Below are 18,836 nucleotides of genomic sequence, written 5' to 3'. Positions count from 1 at the left end.
GAATAAGCAAAACCTACTAAATGCAGGGCTTTTATACGATCTTGGTGCCCTATATGTTGTGCAATTTCTTATTGGGGAACAACTCTATTGAAGATGAACCGCTCAAAATAGCCTCCCTCAATATTTTGTGATACACTTTTCCTCCGGCTTGAGAGACTTTCTCTATGGAATCCTGGCAATTCACCTTAAGTCCTTACACCTTCGTCAGCGTGCCGCTGTTCATTGTCGGGCTGGCCGGCGCCCTTTATTTGCTGCGTCTCAAAGACAAAACGGCCGCCACCTGGTCTTTGGTTGGCGTGCTTGGCGGGTTCACCTTGGGCATGGTCGCTATGTTTGTGACGACCGGCGTTGTGTTGTGGGGAATTGCATTTTGGCCCGCGCAAGATGCCTTTGCCGTTTTTGGTATGGCGGCCATGATCCTGTTTACGTATCATTTTCCTGAAAAAGATCGGTCACTTGTATCCCGGTTGGCGGTGCTATTTGGCGCCGGCGCCAGCGTGATTGCCCTGGTCTATAGCCTTTATTTTGCTTACCAGATTTTTGTAAATCAAACCTTTGACCTGAACCTGCACCCCCTCTATCCTTTCCTGATGCCGCTGACTTTCCTTGTTGCGCTTGGCGTCACCCTTCGACGAACCATTCTGGTCCACAAAAAAACAGTTGAGCGCCGGTTTGCTCTGCAACAGAAAAAAGCAAGAGCCGGTTGGCAACAGGCCTTCTCTGCTCTTTGGCAACCTCAAGGCCGGTATGCCAGGGTATTGCGTAACTTCTCTGTGGCGTTGTCCCTGGGGTTGCTGCAAGGGGTGGTGTCGGGCCTCGCTATGACGGGCCTTACATCGGCGCCTCTGGAAGTTTATGCTATAAGTTTTTCCCTCCTGGTGATGGTGATAGCCATTGTGTACGCCACCTTTGAGCATGCCGAGCAACAACCAAGTCTGATTGTCAAGCTGGTCGGTTTCTCGCTGGTGATGCTGTTGGCTATTCTGGGGGCCGTTGGCTTATTTGAAATCCACACCGCCGCCTTACAGGGTGAAAAAGAAAGCCGGTTGCAAGTAGAAATTGTCCGCGCAGCCATTTTGGGCAGTAATTTGGCAGCCATGCCTGAAGCAGTGGCTTATGTTGTGGCCCGACCTTTGTTACCTGCGGATGACAACGCGCCGGGCAGCCGGGGTGATTACCTGCTTTATACTCGTGATACCAATTTTGATATACTTTCTTTTATCAAGGAAAACCGGCTGCGAGAGACGGAGTCGCCGTCGTTGGGGCCGATGTGGGATTACTACACCGCCAGATTTTTGCGGGGCAGCCACAGAGCCGGGTCATTTATTTTGCGTTACAGTTTTTCCCCAAGAGGAAGTTTTTACCGCTATGTTGGTTATACTTTTGGAGAGGATAACCTCGAGTACGAGGTTGGCTTTAGTTTGGCTGATATGCAACAACTTATGCGCCGCGAAGGGCTGGTGATGACCGGTGTAGTTGTGAGTAGCAGCCTGCTTATTACCCTGTTCTTTCCCCTGCTTTTTAGGGCCAATCTGGTCAAGCCTCTTGACCGGCTGTTGGCAGGAGTCAAACAGGCCAATACCGGCAATCTGGATGTAACCGTTCCTATCGCCTACCAGGATGAAATCGGTTTTTTGACCCGTTCCTTTAACCGGATGGTAGCTTCCATTAAGACGGAAATGACCGAGCGCCACCGGATTGAGGCTGAGGTGCGGGACCTCAACATCACCCTGGAGCAGCGGGTGGCCGACCGAACCCGCGAGTTATCAGCCCTATACGAGGTTTCGGCTGTGGCCAGCCAGGTTATGAACCTGGACGCCTTGCTGGCTGAATCGCTTTCGCAGACCATGACGGCGATGCGGAGCGAGGCGGGCGCTATTTACCTGCTGGATGAATCAGAAGATGCGCCCGCTTCTCCCGTATTGCGAATTGCCGTTCGGCAGGGTGTAGATGTTTTTGCCCAATTTGAGGTTGCCCCGATTGACCAGGGGCTAACAGGCTGGGTGTTTGAGCATCACCGGCCGCTCCTGATCCCTGATGTGACGGCCGACTCCCGCGCGCCCAAGTCTATCCGCCAGGTCGGGCCCTGGTCGCTGCTGATGGCGCCGCTTCAGGCTGGCGGAGAAGTGTTTGGGGTTTTGAGCCTGAGCCGCAAGCCGGGGCAAAGCTTCAACATGGAAGAAGTGGCCCTGCTGGCCTCCATTGCCGACCAGGTGGGTTTGGCCGTGAGGAGCGACCGCCTGCGCCAACTGGCTCAACAGGCGACTGTGCTCGAAGAGCGACAGCGCATTGCTCGTGATTTGCACGACTCGATTACTCAGTCGCTCTATGGCCTGGTCACGTTGGCCGAAGCCGGGCAGGCCCAACTCAAAAGCGCCACGGCAGGCCATCCGTTAACCCCGGAGCATCTCAGCCATACTTTTACCCTGATCGGGGAAACAACTCGCCGGGCGCTCAAAGAAATGCGCCTGTTTGTTCACCAATTGAACCCGCCGGTGTTGGAACAGGAGGGGTTGGTAGGCGCTCTGCACCAGCGTTTAGCCACAGTTGAAGGCCGGTCTGATGTGGAGGCTCGTTTGCTGGTTAACTACATCCCGGCTTTGCCCTTGCCGGTGCAACGTGACCTGTATCAAATTGCCCAGGAAGCCTTGAACAACGCCATGCGACATGCCCACGCTACCGCCGTTACTGTCCACCTTGATAGCGAAGAGGAGCATGTGGTTTTGGAGGTTGTGGATAACGGGCAAGGCTTCGCTCCTCAGGCTGTTTCTGAAGGGGGCCTAGGTTTGAGCAATATGAAGGCTCGGGCCGAACGAATTGGTGGAACGTTCCACATCACCTCCGCGCCGGGAGAAGGGACGCGAGTAAAAGTTGTGGTTGCAGGCATAGGGAGTAAGGAGTAGGTTGCGATGAAGCAAAAAAAAATCCGCATTCTCATTGCCGACGATCACGAGGTTGTGCGAGAAGGCTTGGGCACAATTATCTCCACCCAGCCGGATATGGAATTGGCCGGACGCGCCGCCAACGGCGTGGAGGCCGTTGCCCTGGCCGCAACATTACAACCTGATGTCATCCTGATGGATTTGGTGATGCCCCACAAGGACGGCCTGAAAGCCATCGAGGAAATCATGGTAATGAACTCCCAGGCTCGTATTTTGGTTTTGACCAGCTTTGCCAACGACAGCCGGGTATTTCCGGCCATCAAAGCCGGGGCGTTGGGTTACTTGCTCAAAGACTCCACCCACGACCAGTTGCTGCAAGCTATCCGCGATGTGGCCGGCGGGCAAACCGCCCTCCATCCCTTGATTGCGCTCAAGGTGATGCGTGAACTTGACCAGCCTTCCGACCTTCCGGCTACCACCGACCCGCTTACCAAACGTGAGCTTGAAACCTTGCGCCTGATTGCCCAGGGTATGACCAACCAAGAAATTGCGAGCGCGCTCCACGTCCACAAGCGCACCGTGGCTAAATATGTCGGCAGTATCCTCGATAAACTCCACCTGGCCAACCGCACTCAGGCCGCCCTCTATGCCCTCCGGGAGGGCCTGGCCGATTTGGAGTAGGAACTGGTCATTTTTGACCAACCAACCCTCATTTTTGACCATCCAAAAACCCTATTTTTACCATTACACGCCGAACTGCTTTGTGATAGGATGTGACAGACATGAACACAGACTGCACTTCGGCCCTCATCATTGCCCCGCCGGGGCGCCTGCGCGACAGCCTGCAAGTGTTGTTGCAAGCCGGCAATGAAATCACCCTTGCCGGGCAGGCGGACAATGCCCGTTCCGGCTTGCAGCTGGTTGCGGAGTCCTGTCCCGCCCTGGTCTTGTTGGATACCCATCTGCCCGGTGATGACGCCTGGCAAGTTTTGGAAAACCTCAAACGCAACTATCCCCAAATACGTTGTTTTGTGCTGGCTCATAAATTTGATCAGGAGCGCCGGGCGCAAGAGGCCGGCGCGGATGCCGTCTTCCTGGCCGGATTTTCCGCCGAGATATTTTTTGAGGCAATTAAGAGCATCGTGTCGCCATGCTTATCAAAAAATAACATTAAATCACTAACAGAAAAAGGAGAATAAAAAATGTGTGTTTCTATTCTATTGGTCGTATTTGGTTTGTTTGCTTTAATCAAGGGTGAATTTAGCCTCACCCGAACGCGCAAAGTGCAAGGTTCAATTGGGCGCGGCTTAGGCGTCTTTATGCTCATTGGCGCTGTATTGCCCTTTATTTTTGAAGATTACGGCAGTGTGGCGGCCTGGGTTGTATTGATTATCACCTGCCTGGTGGGCATATTTACGGCGGTTGACAAGTAACAAAAACCCTAAAAGAAAACGATGATCGGTTTCCATCTAACGGCCCTGGCTCTTAACCACTTAAGCACAATGATCATGACCCTGAGTCTGATCGGGTTTCTGTGGCGACTCAGGCGGAAACCGGATACGGCCTGGCTCATCACCTGTTTGATACTGATAGAACTCTGGCTGCTAGGCTTGTTTTTTGATCAAACGCTTTTTCAAACCCCCTGGTATTGGTGTTGGGTAATCAGCAACGCGATATACCTGGTGTATATTCCTCTCATCCAGTTTGCCTATCACTTTCCCTGCCCTACGCCACACTTGCGCCGTGAAGCCCGGCTAACCTTATTTTTGTCCGTTCTGCTCTCCCCGCTTGTCGTCTGGAATGTACTATCCTATCTCATTTTCGTTGCCACCGGCAGGAACCTGACTGGAAGCGATATGCTCGTAACTACTATCCTTTTGGCGGGAACGTTCTGGGCTATCGTTGTCCTATTGCGCCGGACCGTATATTTTTCAACCGGGCAAACCGGATCGGGATGGTTCCAAGGTTTCGTCATGCCGCAAGGTCGTAAAGCTCAGGCAACCAGGGCCTTTATGCTGGCCGGCCTCATCCCCCTCATCGGGGTGGTTGTAGCGTTCCTCTTCCCTGGCAGTATCAGCGGCTATCCCAACACCGTAACCGGTCTCTTGATGATTTTTGCCACAGGAATTGTCTATTTTAATGCCGTGCCTGAGGAATCTACATTCATGGTCAAGCTGGTCTCTATCACCCTGGTGACCCTGTTAGCGGTGCTGGGGCTGATGGGATACGTGGTTGAACCTTTTTATCAGGCGGCTTATCCGGTCGAACCCATCACCGATCGCCTGACGTTTCACGTCCAGCCCAACGGACAGGGCGGCTATGACCTTGCAGCGGCGCCTTTCCAATTCAGGGATAATAACCTCGGTAGAAACCTGGAGTTAAGCGATGATGGTTCGACGGTCGTGGAACTGCCGTTTGCATTTTCATTCTACGGCCAAGCCTGGACGGAGGTTCACCTTAGTGCCAACGGATACGTTGTCTTTGGCAGCTCGCCTCAGTCCTCCAAATTTTGGGCCGGCTTGCAGCCGACGATTGCGCCGCTATGGTTAGACTTTGACCCTTCTGCCGGGGGCGGCGTTTTTGTCAACCAGGCCAGCGAGTCGGTCGTTGTGACCTGGGATCAGGTACCCCGCTTCGCCAGAGAAGAGGTGTATACCATTCAACTCACCCTGCATCGGGATGGCTCTTTTGACTTCAACTATCGCGACATTCCGGCAAATTCTAGCGCCAACCTTAACGCGCTTATAGGTTTTCTACCGGGCAGGCCCTCTCTAGAAGTCGAGCGAGTCCACTTTAGCCGGAATTTGGTTACCAGCACGAACGGCGGCTTAATTGTCGGCGGCCAATTTCTGGGGCGTTTGGAATACGTCCACGAACGGCTACTGCCCCTGGCCGTCTTGATCGTTGGCGCCAGCCTGTTGGTCTTGATTGTTTTTCCGGTCTTTTTCCGCGTCAACCTCACCAAACCGCTGGAGAGTTTGTTAGAGGCGGTCAAGCGGGTTAATGCCGGCGATTTGAACGTGACCGCGCCGGTCCGCGTTGAGGACGAGATTGGCTTTCTGACGCGGTCCTTTAACGAGATGGTGCATTCTTTACAAACCTCAGCCACAAACTTGCGGGAAAGCGAAACGCGGTTCCGCACCCTGTTTGAGTACGCGCCGCTTTGCATTTTTGAGGTGGATTGCGCGCGCCCAACGCCCACTATCGTCAGGGCTAACCAGCAGGCCCAAAAAATTTATGGCTGGTCGGCCGATGAGTTTAGCGACATTGACCTGGGGCGGATCATCCCCTCCCAGGTAGAGCGCGACAGGCGTGAGATTGTTGCGGCGCTGCAAAGCGGCAATATAATCGTGCTGGAATCCATTAGCCAGCGCCGCAACGGAGCATTGTTCCCAGCCCGCATCAGCGCGGCAACGGGAGACGTGGCCGGGCCAGACGAGGGTATCCTCATTGTAGAAGACATCACTGTGGAGAAAGAGCGCCACTCTGAAGAAGAGGCCATCGCCGAAGAGCGCCGCCGCATTGCCCGCGAAATTCACGATGGTTTGGCCCAAAACCTAGCCTCGCTGCGCATGCGAGCCAGCCTGTGGCAAGCGCTGTTGGCGCAAGACCCGGCAAAAATGCACGCTGAACTGGAGCAAATGCAGACGATGTTGAGCGCAAGCATCCAAGACGTGCGGCGTTCCATTTTTGCCCTGCGGCCGATTGACCTGGAGGAGTTAGGCTTTTATCCCGCGCTGCAACGCTTTACCAGCGACTTTGGCGAGCAAAACCAGTTGCGCGTTGATTTATGTGTTTTGGGATCGCCGGACAACCTGCCGGCATCGTTGGAACTGGTGCTTTTTCGGATTATCCAGGAAGCCATGCACAACGTCAGCAAACATGCCCGGGCCAATACGGTTTGGATTAATCTTAACCTGGCAGCAGGCAACAGCGTGACCCTGCAAATACGAGACGATGGTCTTGGGTTTGACCTGTCCGGCCTGAACCAATTCGTCCGGCATGGTCACCTGGGCTTGCCGCAAATGCGCGAGCGCGTAGAGAATTTGCAGGGCACATTTTTATTACACAGCCAACCGGGCCAGGGCACAGAGCTTAAAATCAGCTTGCCCTTGTCTAAAGTATAGGCCTTTAAGGGCCAACATTGAAATTTTTTGTTGATAATGAATTTCTACCCGGCACTTGACACTATTTTCAGAGGAGGTTAGTTATGCCAAACATCCGCGTCTTGCTGGCCGACGACCATCGGCTTTTTCGACAAGGCTTGCGCCAGATTTGTGAACAATTGGGCAATTTTGAAGTGGTGAGAGAGGCCAAAAACGGCCAACAAGCCGTTGACCTGGCCTGCCAGTTGCAGCCCGATATCATCCTTATGGATATTCAGATGCCCATTTTGGACGGCGTGCAGGCCACCAGCCTGATCACCGAATGTGCCCCTTCGGTCGGCGTGATTATTCTCACCATGTACCGGCAAGACCGCTACGTGTTTGAGGCCATTAAGGCCGGCGCGCGCGGCTACCTGCTCAAAGATATTGACGGGCAAGAATTGGTGCAAGCCATCCGGGCCGTCCATCGCGGCGAAGCCTTGCTTGACCCCGGCATGGCAGCCAGGGTGCTGGAAGAGTTCCGGCGGCTCAACCAACTGGCCGCCCAACCCGGCGATACGGAAGAATTGAACGAGGGCGAAATGGACGTGCTGCGCCTGGTGGCCGCGGGCGAGGAGAACAGAGACATCGCCCTGCAATTGTGCATTTCCGAAAGCACTGTCGCTAACCGCCTGCGCGAAATTTACCGCAAACTCCACGTCAACAACCGCACCCAGGCTGCCCTCATGGCTCTACGCCGGGGCTGGGCCGACCTTAATCCCGACCAATAAACTGTTTTTTATATTGGGATGGTTCAGAACCTGAACCATCCCCAAAATATTCCTAGAGACACACAAATTGCCCGCCAAAAACAGTAAATTTTTGTACCCAACCAAGTAAATTTTTGTACCCCTAATCGGTTTATAATTGAATGAGATCTTTGTCTTTACTACAAAAAGGAAAAAACCGATGAAAAACAAACAACTCTTTATGGTGTTAAGTTTCAGTCTGGGCTTGATCTTAACCCTGGCCATTGTCTTTAGCAGCCTGGCCGCGCCGGGCAACCCTATCCTCAACCCGGCTCGCAACAGCCACAGCGCCCCGTTGACCACAACGGTTTCCACTACCTACGACGAGCCGATGGACGCGGCCACGGTCACCAGCCGCACCTTTGTGATCCACGCAATGCACAGCGGCGTGCTCACAGAAAGCTACGGCGTCAGTGGCGGAACCATTACCTTTACCCCCTCCCGCGCCTTCCATCAAGGCGAATTGGTGTACGTGATTGCGACCACCGGCACGCTGAATATCACCGGCACCGCGCCGCTGTCAGCTACCCAGTGGCAGTTTACGGCCGGCAAGGTATTCTCTCGCAGTGTTGCGCCCACTTTTGCGGATAGTGGGATCAATTTAGCGGGCATTCTAAGTGCGGCCTGGGGCGATTACGACAACGACGGCGACCTGGACGCGCTGCTCTTTGGCAATAATGCCCCCACCAGCGGTGAAACCACACTCTACCGCAATGACCAAGGCCTTTTAATCGCCGATACCGTCGCTGGCGCCGCGCTGCCCAACGTGCGTTATGGCGCTGCCGCGGCCTGGGGCGATTACGATAACGACGGCGACCTGGACATCTTGCTCACCGGTGACGCCGGCAGCGGTTTTAACAACAACCGCATGGCCACGGTGTACCGCAACGATAACGGCGTATTTAAGGCGGATACCGCGGCCAGCGCGGCGCTAACCGGTGTGGACTACAGCGCGGTAGCCTGGGGCGATTACGACAACGACGGCGATCTGGATATTTTATTGACCGGGCAGGATTCCGGTTACGCGCATGTGTCCCGCCTCTACCGCAATGACCCCGCGCCGGGCGCAGGGCGGATATTTACCGGCGTCAATGTCGGGCTGCCGGGCGTAGACGATAGCGTGGTGGCCTGGGGTGATTACGACAACGACGGCGATTTGGATATCTTGCTGGCAGGCGTGGACAACAACTACAACTCCCTGTCCGGTGTCTACCGTAATAACGGCGGAGATAGTTTTACCGATATTGGGGCCGGATTGCCGGGCGTAGACTATGGCGCGGTGGCCTGGGGTGATTATGACAACGACGGCGACCTGGATATTTTGCTGTCAGGCAGAGACGCCGGCGACACTCTTCTGGCCCAGGTGTATCGCAACGACTCAACGCCAGGCGGGCGCAGTTTTACCAATATCAACGCCGGCCTCACCGGGATTTATAAGGGTTCCGTAGATTGGGGCGACTACGACAACGACGGCGACCTGGACATTTTGCTCTCGGGCATAGATTCCTGCTGGCCGTCCGCGCCCCATATTTACCGCAACGACTCGACTCCGGGTGGTCGTGCTTTTACCGACATCGGGGCCGGCCTGGCCGCCGTGGGTAAAAGCTCGGCCCGTTGGGGCGATTACGACAATGATGACGATTTGGATATTTTACTGGCCGGCGCGCACTGGAATGGGCAGGAGGACGAGTACATCTCTCACGTGTATTGTAATGATGCCTGCGCCATCGGTTGGGCGGCGAATCTGGCCGTAAGCAAACGCGCCGATCCTCCCCTTGTAGCGCCCGGCGCATATCTGACCTACACCCTGGTTGTCACCAATCACGGTCCCGACGACGCCATCGGCTGGGTGAAGCTCACCGACACCCCGCCGGCCGGGACAACATTTGTTGATCCCGTGTTCTGGCTGCACCTGGATGAACCGGCCGGCGCCACCACCTTTTCCGACGCCTCGGGGTTTGGTAACCACGCCACCTGCACCGCGGGTGCCTGCCCCACGGCGGGCGTAACGGGGCGGTACGCCAACGCCGTCCGGTTTGATGGAGGACAATTTCTGACCGCGCCCGACGCGCCCGCCTTCAAGACACCCCGCTTCACGCTGAGCGCCTGGTTCCAGTGGGACGGCGTGGGCACGGACGATGTTCAGTTTTTGATCGGCAAGGGGTACGAAGCATTCGAAATTCACACTGGCGGCGGGGCCGGCGTCAACGGGCTGCGCTTCATCCCGGCCGGCTACTCGGCCACGAGCGTGGACGCGCCGGGCGTGATCCAAACCGGCTGGAACCACGTGGCCGTCGTCTACACCGGCGACGCGGCCTACATCTATCACAACGGCACGCTGGCGATCAGCCGGACCAACATCAGCGGCGCCGCGGATCTGACCGCCAATACCGCTCCGTTTTCAATTGGCCAACGCAGCGATGGCTCGTATCCTTTCGCGGGCCGGCTTGACGAGGTGGGCCTCTTTAGCCGCGCCCTGTCAGCCGCCGAGATCGTCAATCACTATCAGGCTGGCCCGCCTGACCCGTTCTTTAGCGCCAGCCGGGGAGCGTGTAGCTTTGCGGACGGACTGGTGTGCGACCTGGGTAGCATGGCTGCCGGCCAGGCGGCTACAGTTACCTTCCGGGTTGTCGTAGCGCAAAAACAAACCGGAACAATCGCCAACGTCGCCATTGTGACCGGTTATGTGCCCGATCCGCAGATGTCCAACAACACCGCAACCGCGACCACCACCGTTGGCGGCCAGCCGGACGATACCCCTGCTGTTTATCTGCCCATCATCTCCAGATCGGTGATGGCTAATAAAAAGTAAGTGACAGTTATGTCACCACGAGTCTTTATAAGGGACGCAGGCAAGTTTTACTGAAAACCAATCCAGGAAGATTAAAAATGAACAAAAGTGTAGTACGATACATCTTGGCAACTCTAACCTCAATTTTTACAATGATGAGCTTTTATTGGCCTCCGGCCGTTTACGCAGCGACCATTGATGTGACAAGTTGTAACGTTGATGATCTCATCACTGCCATTAATACGGCCAATAGCAACGGCGAGGCCGACACTATCAATTTGCAGGCCGGTTGCACTTACACCCTGACCGCGCCCTCCGCCGCCGACCCGGATGGTTACGGGCCTGTCGGCCTGCCGCCTGTCACCAGTTCTATCACCCTGGCTGGCAACGGCGCTACCATCACCCGCGGCAGCGGTACGTTCCGCCTGTTTTACGTATCCGCCAGTGGCAGCCTGACATTAGAGAATCTGACCCTTTCCAACGGCTTGGCTCAAGGTGGCAGCGGCGGTTTAGGGGGAGGTTATAACGGCGGCGGCGGCGCGGCAGGTCTTGGCGGCGCTATTTTTAACCGCGGCACGCTGACCATTACCGGAAGTACGCTGACCGGCAATGTAGCCCAGGGCGGTCATGGCGGCGGCAATTATGGCGATGGTGATTCTGCGGGCGGCGGCGGCGGCGGGCTTGGTGGTAACGGCCTCAGCAATGCCGGCAACGGTGGCGGGGTCAACGGTGGCAGTGGCAGTTGGGTCGTCGGTGGCGCGGGCGGCATCGGCGGTGGTGGCGGTGGTGGCATGAACGCTGGTGGTGCCGGTGGTTTTGGCGGCGGCGGGGGGGGAGCCTGGTCTAATGGCGGCGCGGGCGGTTTTGGCGGCGGCGGCGGCGGCAGTGATGATGGCGGCGGCGCGGCTGGTTTTGGCGGCGGCAATGGCGGCGATAATGGCGGTGGTGGTGGCGCCGGTTTGGGGGGAGCTATTTTTAACCACGGCGGCACGGTGAATATTACCAACAGTACTTTTTCCGGCAATACGGCTCAAGGCGGCAGTGGTGTCTATAGCGGCGGTGGTTTGGGAGGCGGCATTTTTAATTACAATGGCGCGGTCATGGTGGTCAATGCTACTTTTGCCGCCAACACTGTCACCAGCGCGGGCGGTGGGGGCATTTACAATTATCAGGATACCGGCACGGCCAGCCTGACTCTAAAAAACACCATTCTGGCTGATACCCCGACCGGTGGCACCGATTGTTACAACAACGGCGGCACGATCACTGCGCCCACCGACAATAGAAACTTAATTGAAAACAATAACGGCTGTGGTTCTCCCTATTCATCCAGCGACCCCCAACTGCTTTCTTTGGCCGATAACGGCGGTGACACCCCAACCCATGCCCTGCTGTCCAACAGCCCGGCCATTGACGCAGGCACTTGCACCGGCGCGCCGGGCACCGACCAGCGCGGGGCACCTCGTCCGCGAGGGGCTACTTGTGACATTGGCTCGTACGAAGCGGAGTTAGACGCGGCATTGGGTAAAACAGTTGATGATACAACTCCCCTGCCGGGCCAGCGCATCACCTACACTCTCTCTGTGATTAACGAGACCAGCTTTGATTACACCAATACGGTTGTCTCCGATACTCTCTCCGGCCATCTCACTTTTGCCGGACCGGTCACGCTGGAGCCGTTCCAGCCGGGCGCCACCCTGACCGATGATTCGGGCGACCTGCCTGTTTTGGGCCGTAATCTGACCGTTGCCGCCGGAACCAGCATCACACTCACTTTTCCGGTTACGGTGAATTACGGCACGGCGATAGGAACCGTCATCAATAACACGGCCAGTTTTACATCGGCGCAGGTTACCGAACCTATCGCCGGATCGGTGGCGGTTATGATTCCGCCTGCGGATGTACGCCTGACCAAAACGGTGACTCCCACGCTGGTTGTATCTGGAGAGCCTATTACTTACACCCTCACCTTCTCTAATGTCAATGACCTGGTTGCCACCGACGTGGTCATCACCGATCTGATTCCCACTGGCATCATTAACACCCATGTTATCAGTAGCGGGGTAAGTATTACCCAAACCAGCCCCAATTATGCTTGGCAAGTGCAAGACCTGGGTTGTGGCCAGGGTGGTATCATCACTATCAGCGGGGTGGTCTCCTCCGCGCTGGGCATAATTGTCAATACCGCCACCATTACCACCACAACTATCAACGTTGCCCCGGCCAATAACAGCAGCGCGGCAACGGTTACGGTCATTTCGCCTCCTGGGACCGGGCCTGGCGGCGTAGGCAAAGTGGATAGCCTTTCTAATTTGACCCTTTGGCTGCGGGCCGGTCAGGGCGCGTACACAGACGCGGCCTGTATGCCGGGCAACGAAACAGCCGCTGGCGGCGCGGTGCAGTGCTGGCGGGACATGAGTGGTTACAGTCATCACGCGATACAAACAGTCGCGAATAATCGCCCCACCTGGCAGCCGGATCAGGTCAATGGGCAGGCCGAACTTCAGTTTGATGGCAGCAGTGACTTTATGAACTTGTCGGCCCCAGGTACTTTAGGACTGCTGAATTCGGATTATGAAATGTTCCTCGCGTTCCGCTCGTCAAACGGGGCCATCCAGTTTTTGACCGGCGGGGGACTGGCCCAATTTGAACTTCATCTTAACGGCGGCCAGGGGGCACGCTTTATCCCCAAAGATTACAGCGGTGGAGGCAGCGCCAGCGATATAGGGGGAGATGGGGCGTATACAAACGGCAGCCCCCACCTGGTCGCAGCGCGGGTAGACCCTGCCCTAACCCCGGCTTATGCCGGAGTTGTCTGCGCCGACGGCAGCGAGAGCAGCGACCGGACTACAAGTGATAGCCGCAGCGCCGACAACACAGCCTTGCTGCTGGGGATGCGCCAGGGACTTGGCTATCCTTTGAATGGCAGCATGGCCGAAGTAATCATCTACAACTCAATTCTCAACAGCGCCCAGCGCACGCTGGTAGAAAATTACTTGAGCGCCAAGTACAACATTCCCCTCACTACTGGCGACAAATATGAAGGTGATATTTCCCTCAACAGGGATTATGATCTGGATGTGGCCGGTATCGGCCAAGAATCGGATGGTGATCACACCGAAGCTCACTCAGCCGGATTGGTCATTCGAGAAAGCGGCAATACCCTGGACAATGGCGAGTACGTTTTGGCCGGGCATAAAGAAGATGTCAATGGTATCATCACCAATGGGGCTACCGGCGTGACGATGCGCTGGCAGCGAGTATGGTACATTGATAAAACCAGTGCTAATGGCGTAGAGGCGCAACTGAGTTTTGACTTTGGTGAAGGGGGAATCAGTGGCGTTCCCGATAGTAATTATGCCTTGCTTTACAGCGCCACCGATCCCTATAGCTTCTCTAACACTGGCCTTCCGGCTACTGTCAGTAATAACCAAGTACAATTTATCGTTCCCAACGCTACCTTGCAGGACGGCTATTATACCCTGGGCCGGGTGGCGGCAGATGTAGTCATTACCAAGTCGGCCCATCCGGGTTTGGCTGTTCCGGGGGGAACCATCACCTATACCTTGACCTTTAGCAACGCCGGCCTCGATACCGCTACCGGGGTGGTCATTGTTGATAGCGTGCCGGTTAGTGTAACCAACCCCACGATTGTGGGCAGCAGCGGAGTGGTTATCACCCAAACTGGCAGTGCGCCCGACTTTGCCTGGAACGTGCAAAACCTGGCTCCGGGACAAGGCGGTGTTATCACCCTCACCGGCGTGCTCAGCGATCCCCTGGCAGCGGGTACATTTACCAACATGGCCACTATTACACTTACCAACACGGATGGCAATCCTGGCAACAACAGCAGCGGGATAGGCGTGTTGGTGATTGACAATCAGCCTCCCATCTTCTCTAATCCGGCCAGCGCGTTGATTACGCCCACCCAGGGTATCACGGTCACTACGCCTCGCCCGTTATTTGATTGGGCCGACGCCACCGATAATGAAGGTGTGGTTGGCTACACCCTGGTGATGACCACCAGCGGTGATAGCTTGAGCCTGCAAGCGGTGGGTAGCATCACCGTGGCTCAATCCAACTACACCCCCGCCAACAATTTACCCGACGGTGTTTACACCTGGACGGTGTCAGCCTATGATGCGGCGGGCAATGCCAGCAATCCGGTTAGTCCGGCCACCTTTGTGCTTAGTGTTGGCGACAGTAGTAGTGGCCATCGCGTTTACCTGCCGGTTGTGCTCAAGGGGAAGTAAGGACATCATCGTTACAAGTTGAGTGTGGGGCAAGTAGATATAAAAAAGCCGGTCGGTTAGGCCGGCTTTTTGCTGGTGGGGCAAGTTCAAAGCACCAGCCGGGCACTCAGAATCAATCCGGCATGTCGATTGTGACCACTACCACCAATGAGAATCTTCCGGGATAGTCTCGGGGATGGGAATGTCGGCAATGGGGGGGTGTTGTGACGTCATTTAATGATACCTTTTGTTTGTAGAATTTGGCCGTATTCTACCCCAGGCCGGTGGACAGCACAAAAGGGTTAAGCGGAGCTAATCGTTGCGTATCTGCTTACAAATTCCTTATTCTTCTAGCCCGGTTTGGCGTGTTTGTTGAATTTTGGCTACCAGCTTTTCCAGATCGTCAGTTTCGGTGAGCCAGGTGTCACGCTCGGCAGTGTAGTTACCGTAGCCAGTTTCATATTGCTGTAAAAAGCGGATCATACCGACAGGCCCCAAGCGTTCTAATAGCGCTTTTAAGCCCACTTGCCGAATTTCATCTAAAGGCGTTGCAGTTGTAATCATTCTGTTATCTCCGTAAGCCAGGTTAACGGGTTTTCTACCCGCACCTTTAATTGGGTTCTCACCTGGCGGGCCAGGCGCAGAAGTTTATCATCCGTGGTCAAAAAAACATCAACCTGTCCACTTTCGGCGCAGGCCAGATGCAGCGCATCCCATTGTTTAATCCAAGCGATTGCAGTTCTTGCGCTCTTGCCGCTTCAGTTTGTGTGAGCGGGACCGAGTGCTGAATAGCCGTAGCCAATACCCTGACCCGGCGCTGTCTTTCAGGGTCGGGTGTCTGGTCAACCTCATAATCTATAGCGTCGCTGCCCAACCATACCCAACCTCCACTTTGCAGCCGCGATATGATGAGAATAATTGCCTCTGATTCCAACCGAATCCGTTCTTGACTCTGGTCGTCAAATGGGCGATTCAAGCAGCACACATCAAGATAAATTCTTTGAGCTGTGGTCAAGCCCTACCTCCTAATGATCAAGCTGTCTATTTTACCATAGTTATTGTAACCATTTACCGGGCGTATGTAAAAATTCTCTACCGTTAAAAATAGAATTGCCAGTCGGTTAGACTGGTTGTAGCAAGCTCACAGCGCCAGCCGGCCCAGGCCAGTAGATAGCACAAAAGGGTTAAGCGAGATTGATTACAAATTATTTGCACCCAGCGAGAACTGAAGCTAATTTTGTTCTATCTGCTTGTCCGTATCTGGTGGCGTTGTAATTCCGCTTCCAGATGTTCTTTTTGGGTGTCGTTCGCCAGACGAAGGGCGGTGGGGTAAACCTGGTCCGAGAACGATTGATAGCTGTCGCGTTTTATCAGCCAAGCTGCAGTGGCGGCAAATTCCTCCGGCGTGGCTATCGCCGCCAGTGAGGAGAGATAGGCAGCCACATACGCTTTTTGGTCGCCCTGGATCATCCAACTGCCCAATTCATCGGCAAAAACAATTTCCTCACCCTGTTCCATTGTATCAATCAATTGATATAGTATTTTAAAGCAGGCAACGGCTTGCAGATGGTCCCCTTGTTGGGTCAACTGGGTTGCCGCTTTGAGGAAATCGCTGAGTTCTTCAAACCAATCCTCGGTTTCCGCGGGAATATGCATATAGTTTTTAGAATTGATATTGAAGGGGGCGTAATATGCTCCGGCCAGCGACTCTTTCTGGAATTGTTCAATTTCGGCCAAAAGTTTTTCGCCGTCAACTGACCGGGGCGGTAAGGTCTCGGCCAGTTCACCGAAGACCCACCGGCGTTGGTCATGGTCCAGATGATCGTAGGCTTTGCTCAGTAAATCCAGCAAAGTAGCGGAATCCTGGGTAGATAGATGGATAAATAAAGCTGATTTGTCCATCGGGTCATACTCCTGGGATAAGTGCTTACAGATCGTACAACTTGGCGTTACGCAAGCGTCTTAATAAGCCCGAAAGGTGGCGGCAATCTTGGTAAACCTTGTTCAGTCGGGACTGGAAGACGGATTGTTGCTCCTGGTACTGGGCCAAGTCGCGCAAGTCAAGCAGATGTACAACCGCTTGATCGTAGGATTTGCCGCTTTTCTGTTCAATCAGGTTGATTACGTCCTGCCAGAGCCGGCTCTCTTGCGCGGCCAGGGATTCCATCTTTTTCAAATGCCTGGCCCGGGCTTCTGCTGCCCGTTTGTCTTGCGCCTCTTTTTGCATTCGGTCGGTGGCGGCAAATAGGTCGCCAATGGTGCGACGAGACAACGGCGCTTGTTGGGGCTGCTCCATCAACTTGAGCAATTCCCGGTTGAAAGCCACCGAAAGTTGCGGTTCGCCCTGGGCCAGGCGCAATAGCCAGGTTTCGCGGGTTTCGGTTGAAAGTTGTCCAATGGCCTGCCGCAATTGGGCTTCGCTCACATTTTTCGGGCTGCCGCTGGCCTCGGCGGCTGCGGCAACCAAATGTTCGTCAAGCTCAAACAGCTCAACAAAAGTGCGTAATTCCGCCGATAGTTGGCGCAGCCCCGCCGGTACAGGCGGTTCTTCTACTTCATCCAGAATCTCTTCATCCAGAGTGATGGCTTTTAACCAGGCCAGGTACAACAGCCGGTAATCGCCCCGCAAAATATCATCCCGCAGACCCATGAGCCGGGGCAACCAGCCTTCGCCTTCAATCCAACCCCACTCCGCTTCTTCTTCATGCCACTCGATATTGAGGACAACGTAATCGCCTTTTTTGGTAAACGAAATAAACTCGTCAATGATAGCCGGGACGCAATACGCTTTGACCTGTTCAAGGTCAATCATATTCTGGGGAAAGCGAAACATTAATTGACAGCTCCCCCAATTGGCCATATAGAGCATTGCATCGAAGTATTTGTCCAAAATTTCTTCGGCCCGGGCTGGAAAATCGCTGTAATTATAAACAAAAATGGCGTGGGTCGGTGACAGGTCTACCCGGCTGGACAACTTGCCAACGGCAACCTGTTCTTCTTCGGTCAGGGGACGATCCATGGCTCGAAATTCGTAGTATTGGTATTCGCTCACAGGTATACCTTTCGAGAAAAAAATCTTTTACGATGATCATCTATGACTGACGTGGCATCTGGCGCAACCACCGCCAAGAGTATACGCACTCTTTCACCATTACTCAAATTGTAAGGAGTAATCAGCATTGCCAGAGCGGAAACCGGGGATGGCAATAAGTCATTCAGCGTTAGTTTACATGAAAAACATCGATGGGGTTTGACGCGCTTCCTGTCAGGACTTATAATCTCCTCAAGAAAAAGGAGTGAAACTATGGTGGCGAATCCCAAGAAATATCAAGCCGAACTGGCTGCGCCGATAGAAAAGGTAGCCCGACTGATCCGCTCCTTTAACCGGCAGGAAAAGGCCATGTTGCTGCAAACCGTGGCTGAATTTTTTGCTTTACCTGAGACAGAGCAGGACCAATTGTGGCAAGAAGCGCATCTTATTGCTGAGCAGAAAATGAATAATTACTAACAACCGGTTCGCTCTGATGCGTTGCCTGCTCGATAAAAATGTTATCCGCTATACCCTGAGCGGGCTACACCATGGACATCGGCGTCCGCTCTCCCCTCTGGAGACGGGCGCTTTGTTATTTTGGCAAACGGCTGAAACGCAAGAAACCGAGCTATTCATCAGCCAGGCTTCCTATCAGGTGTTACAACAGTTGAGGCGATATCGTCAAGCGATGATCACGGGCTATACCAACCATCTCCCGACTCTCAGCGCCGGTTAAAGGCCATGACCAGCCAGTTGCCTGCTCCCTTTCATCAAGCCACGCTGCCCGAACTAACAACACCAGATACAATTCAGTTTGAGTAAGTTGGCCTGGTTTCTTAAAAATAAAAAAGCCGGCCTAACCAGCCGGCTTTTTTATGGCGGGGTAGTCAATTTTAAGCCCCAACTTGGTACTCAAGACCAACCAGGCGTGTCGATTGTGACCACTACCACCAGTGAAGGTCTTCTTCGAGTAACGTTTCCATCAATTATCCTCTCTACACCTCTT

The 18,836-nt window shown here is 54.6% G+C and carries 13 protein-coding genes and 1 pseudogene; 10 read left to right on the top strand and 4 right to left on the bottom strand.

Translation table 11 applies throughout. The features are described 5' to 3' along the window. Positions 1-164: 164 nt before the first annotated feature. The 8 genes from JW953_20425 (at position 165) to JW953_20390 (ending at position 14,820) form a co-directional block, all read left to right on the top strand. Positions 165-2,903 (top strand): GAF domain-containing protein, encoded by a 2,739-nt coding sequence (locus tag JW953_20425; GenBank protein MBN1995071.1) that lies wholly within the window; start codon positions 165-167, stop codon positions 2,901-2,903. 6 nt (positions 2,904-2,909) lie between these two features. Further along, positions 2,910-3,563, top strand: coding sequence for a response regulator transcription factor (locus JW953_20420; GenBank protein ID MBN1995070.1), 654 nt, complete (start codon positions 2,910-2,912; stop codon positions 3,561-3,563). A gap of 101 nt (positions 3,564-3,664) precedes the next feature. Beyond that, positions 3,665-4,081 (top strand): response regulator transcription factor, encoded by a 417-nt coding sequence (locus tag JW953_20415; GenBank protein ID MBN1995069.1) that lies wholly within the window; start codon positions 3,665-3,667, stop codon positions 4,079-4,081. A 3-nt stretch (positions 4,082-4,084) separates the two neighbouring features. Further along, positions 4,085-4,315 carry a hypothetical protein gene (locus tag JW953_20410; protein ID MBN1995068.1) on the top strand — a complete coding sequence of 77 codons (231 nt, stop codon included), beginning with the start codon at positions 4,085-4,087 and terminating at the stop codon, positions 4,313-4,315. Between the two features lie 75 nt (positions 4,316-4,390). Continuing rightward, positions 4,391-7,009, top strand: coding sequence for a HAMP domain-containing protein (locus JW953_20405; GenBank protein ID MBN1995067.1), 2,619 nt, complete (start codon positions 4,391-4,393; stop codon positions 7,007-7,009). 83 nt (positions 7,010-7,092) lie between these two features. After that, complete coding sequence (locus JW953_20400; protein ID MBN1995066.1) at positions 7,093-7,758, top strand: response regulator transcription factor; 666 nt, start codon at positions 7,093-7,095, stop codon at positions 7,756-7,758. 178 nt (positions 7,759-7,936) lie between these two features. Continuing rightward, positions 7,937-10,588 carry a VCBS repeat-containing protein gene (locus tag JW953_20395; GenBank protein MBN1995065.1) on the top strand — a complete coding sequence of 884 codons (2,652 nt, stop codon included), beginning with the start codon at positions 7,937-7,939 and terminating at the stop codon, positions 10,586-10,588. A 77-nt stretch (positions 10,589-10,665) separates the two neighbouring features. Next, the gene (locus JW953_20390) at positions 10,666-14,820 is read left to right on the top strand and encodes a DUF11 domain-containing protein (GenBank protein MBN1995064.1); all 4,155 of its coding nucleotides are present in this window, start codon (positions 10,666-10,668) and stop codon (positions 14,818-14,820) included. Positions 14,821-15,141: 321 nt separating this feature from the next. Here JW953_20390 and JW953_20385 read toward each other — a convergent pair whose 3' ends face one another. The 4 genes and pseudogenes from JW953_20385 to JW953_20370 all read right to left on the bottom strand — a co-directional run bounded on the left by JW953_20385 (position 15,142) and on the right by JW953_20370 (position 17,851). Next, positions 15,142-15,363, bottom strand: coding sequence for a hypothetical protein (locus tag JW953_20385; protein ID MBN1995063.1), 222 nt, complete (start codon positions 15,361-15,363; stop codon positions 15,142-15,144). Continuing rightward, positions 15,360-15,814, bottom strand: a pseudogene (locus JW953_20380) (hypothetical protein). The gene JW953_20385 and the pseudogene JW953_20380 overlap by 4 nt, the downstream one beginning before the upstream one ends. 227 nt (positions 15,815-16,041) lie before the next feature. Continuing rightward, on the bottom strand, positions 16,042-16,701 hold the full coding sequence (locus JW953_20375) for a hypothetical protein (protein ID MBN1995062.1): 660 nt from the start codon (positions 16,699-16,701) through the stop codon (positions 16,042-16,044). Between the two features lie 25 nt (positions 16,702-16,726). Continuing rightward, the gene (locus tag JW953_20370) at positions 16,727-17,851 is read right to left on the bottom strand and encodes a hypothetical protein (protein ID MBN1995061.1); all 1,125 of its coding nucleotides are present in this window, start codon (positions 17,849-17,851) and stop codon (positions 16,727-16,729) included. Between the two features lie 252 nt (positions 17,852-18,103). Here JW953_20370 and JW953_20365 point away from each other — a divergent pair, with 252 nt between their 5' ends. Then, positions 18,104-18,307 (top strand): hypothetical protein, encoded by a 204-nt coding sequence (locus JW953_20365; GenBank protein MBN1995060.1) that lies wholly within the window; start codon positions 18,104-18,106, stop codon positions 18,305-18,307. A gap of 16 nt (positions 18,308-18,323) precedes the next feature. Next, positions 18,324-18,566, top strand: coding sequence for a hypothetical protein (locus tag JW953_20360; protein MBN1995059.1), 243 nt, complete (start codon positions 18,324-18,326; stop codon positions 18,564-18,566). The last annotated feature ends 270 nt before the right edge of the window (positions 18,567-18,836 follow it).

This window comes from Anaerolineae bacterium (assembly GCA_016931895.1).
Taxonomy (GTDB): domain Bacteria; phylum Chloroflexota; class Anaerolineae; order 4572-78; family J111; genus JAFGNV01.
Note: the sequence above shows the minus strand (reverse complement) of the source record. Positions and strands in the feature narration are given on the sequence as shown.

Bases quoted from the DNA above. Each gene is read 5' to 3' on its own strand.
- JW953_20425 (MBN1995071.1), top strand. From the start codon at position 165: ATGGAATCCTGGCAATTCACCTTAAGTCCTTACACCTTCGTCAGCGTG.
- JW953_20420 (MBN1995070.1), top strand. From the start codon at position 2,910: ATGAAGCAAAAAAAAATCCGCATTCTCATTGCCGACGATCACGAGGTT.
- JW953_20415 (MBN1995069.1), top strand. From the start codon at position 3,665: ATGAACACAGACTGCACTTCGGCCCTCATCATTGCCCCGCCGGGGCGC.
- JW953_20410 (MBN1995068.1), top strand. From the start codon at position 4,085: ATGTGTGTTTCTATTCTATTGGTCGTATTTGGTTTGTTTGCTTTAATC.
- JW953_20405 (MBN1995067.1), top strand. From the start codon at position 4,391: ATGACCCTGAGTCTGATCGGGTTTCTGTGGCGACTCAGGCGGAAACCG.
- JW953_20400 (MBN1995066.1), top strand. From the start codon at position 7,093: ATGCCAAACATCCGCGTCTTGCTGGCCGACGACCATCGGCTTTTTCGA.
- JW953_20395 (MBN1995065.1), top strand. From the start codon at position 7,937: ATGAAAAACAAACAACTCTTTATGGTGTTAAGTTTCAGTCTGGGCTTG.
- JW953_20390 (MBN1995064.1), top strand. From the start codon at position 10,666: ATGAACAAAAGTGTAGTACGATACATCTTGGCAACTCTAACCTCAATT.
- JW953_20385 (MBN1995063.1), bottom strand. From the start codon at position 15,363: ATGATTACAACTGCAACGCCTTTAGATGAAATTCGGCAAGTGGGCTTA.
- JW953_20375 (MBN1995062.1), bottom strand. From the start codon at position 16,701: ATGGACAAATCAGCTTTATTTATCCATCTATCTACCCAGGATTCCGCT.
- JW953_20365 (MBN1995060.1), top strand. From the start codon at position 18,104: ATGGTGGCGAATCCCAAGAAATATCAAGCCGAACTGGCTGCGCCGATA.
- JW953_20360 (MBN1995059.1), top strand. From the start codon at position 18,324: ATGCGTTGCCTGCTCGATAAAAATGTTATCCGCTATACCCTGAGCGGG.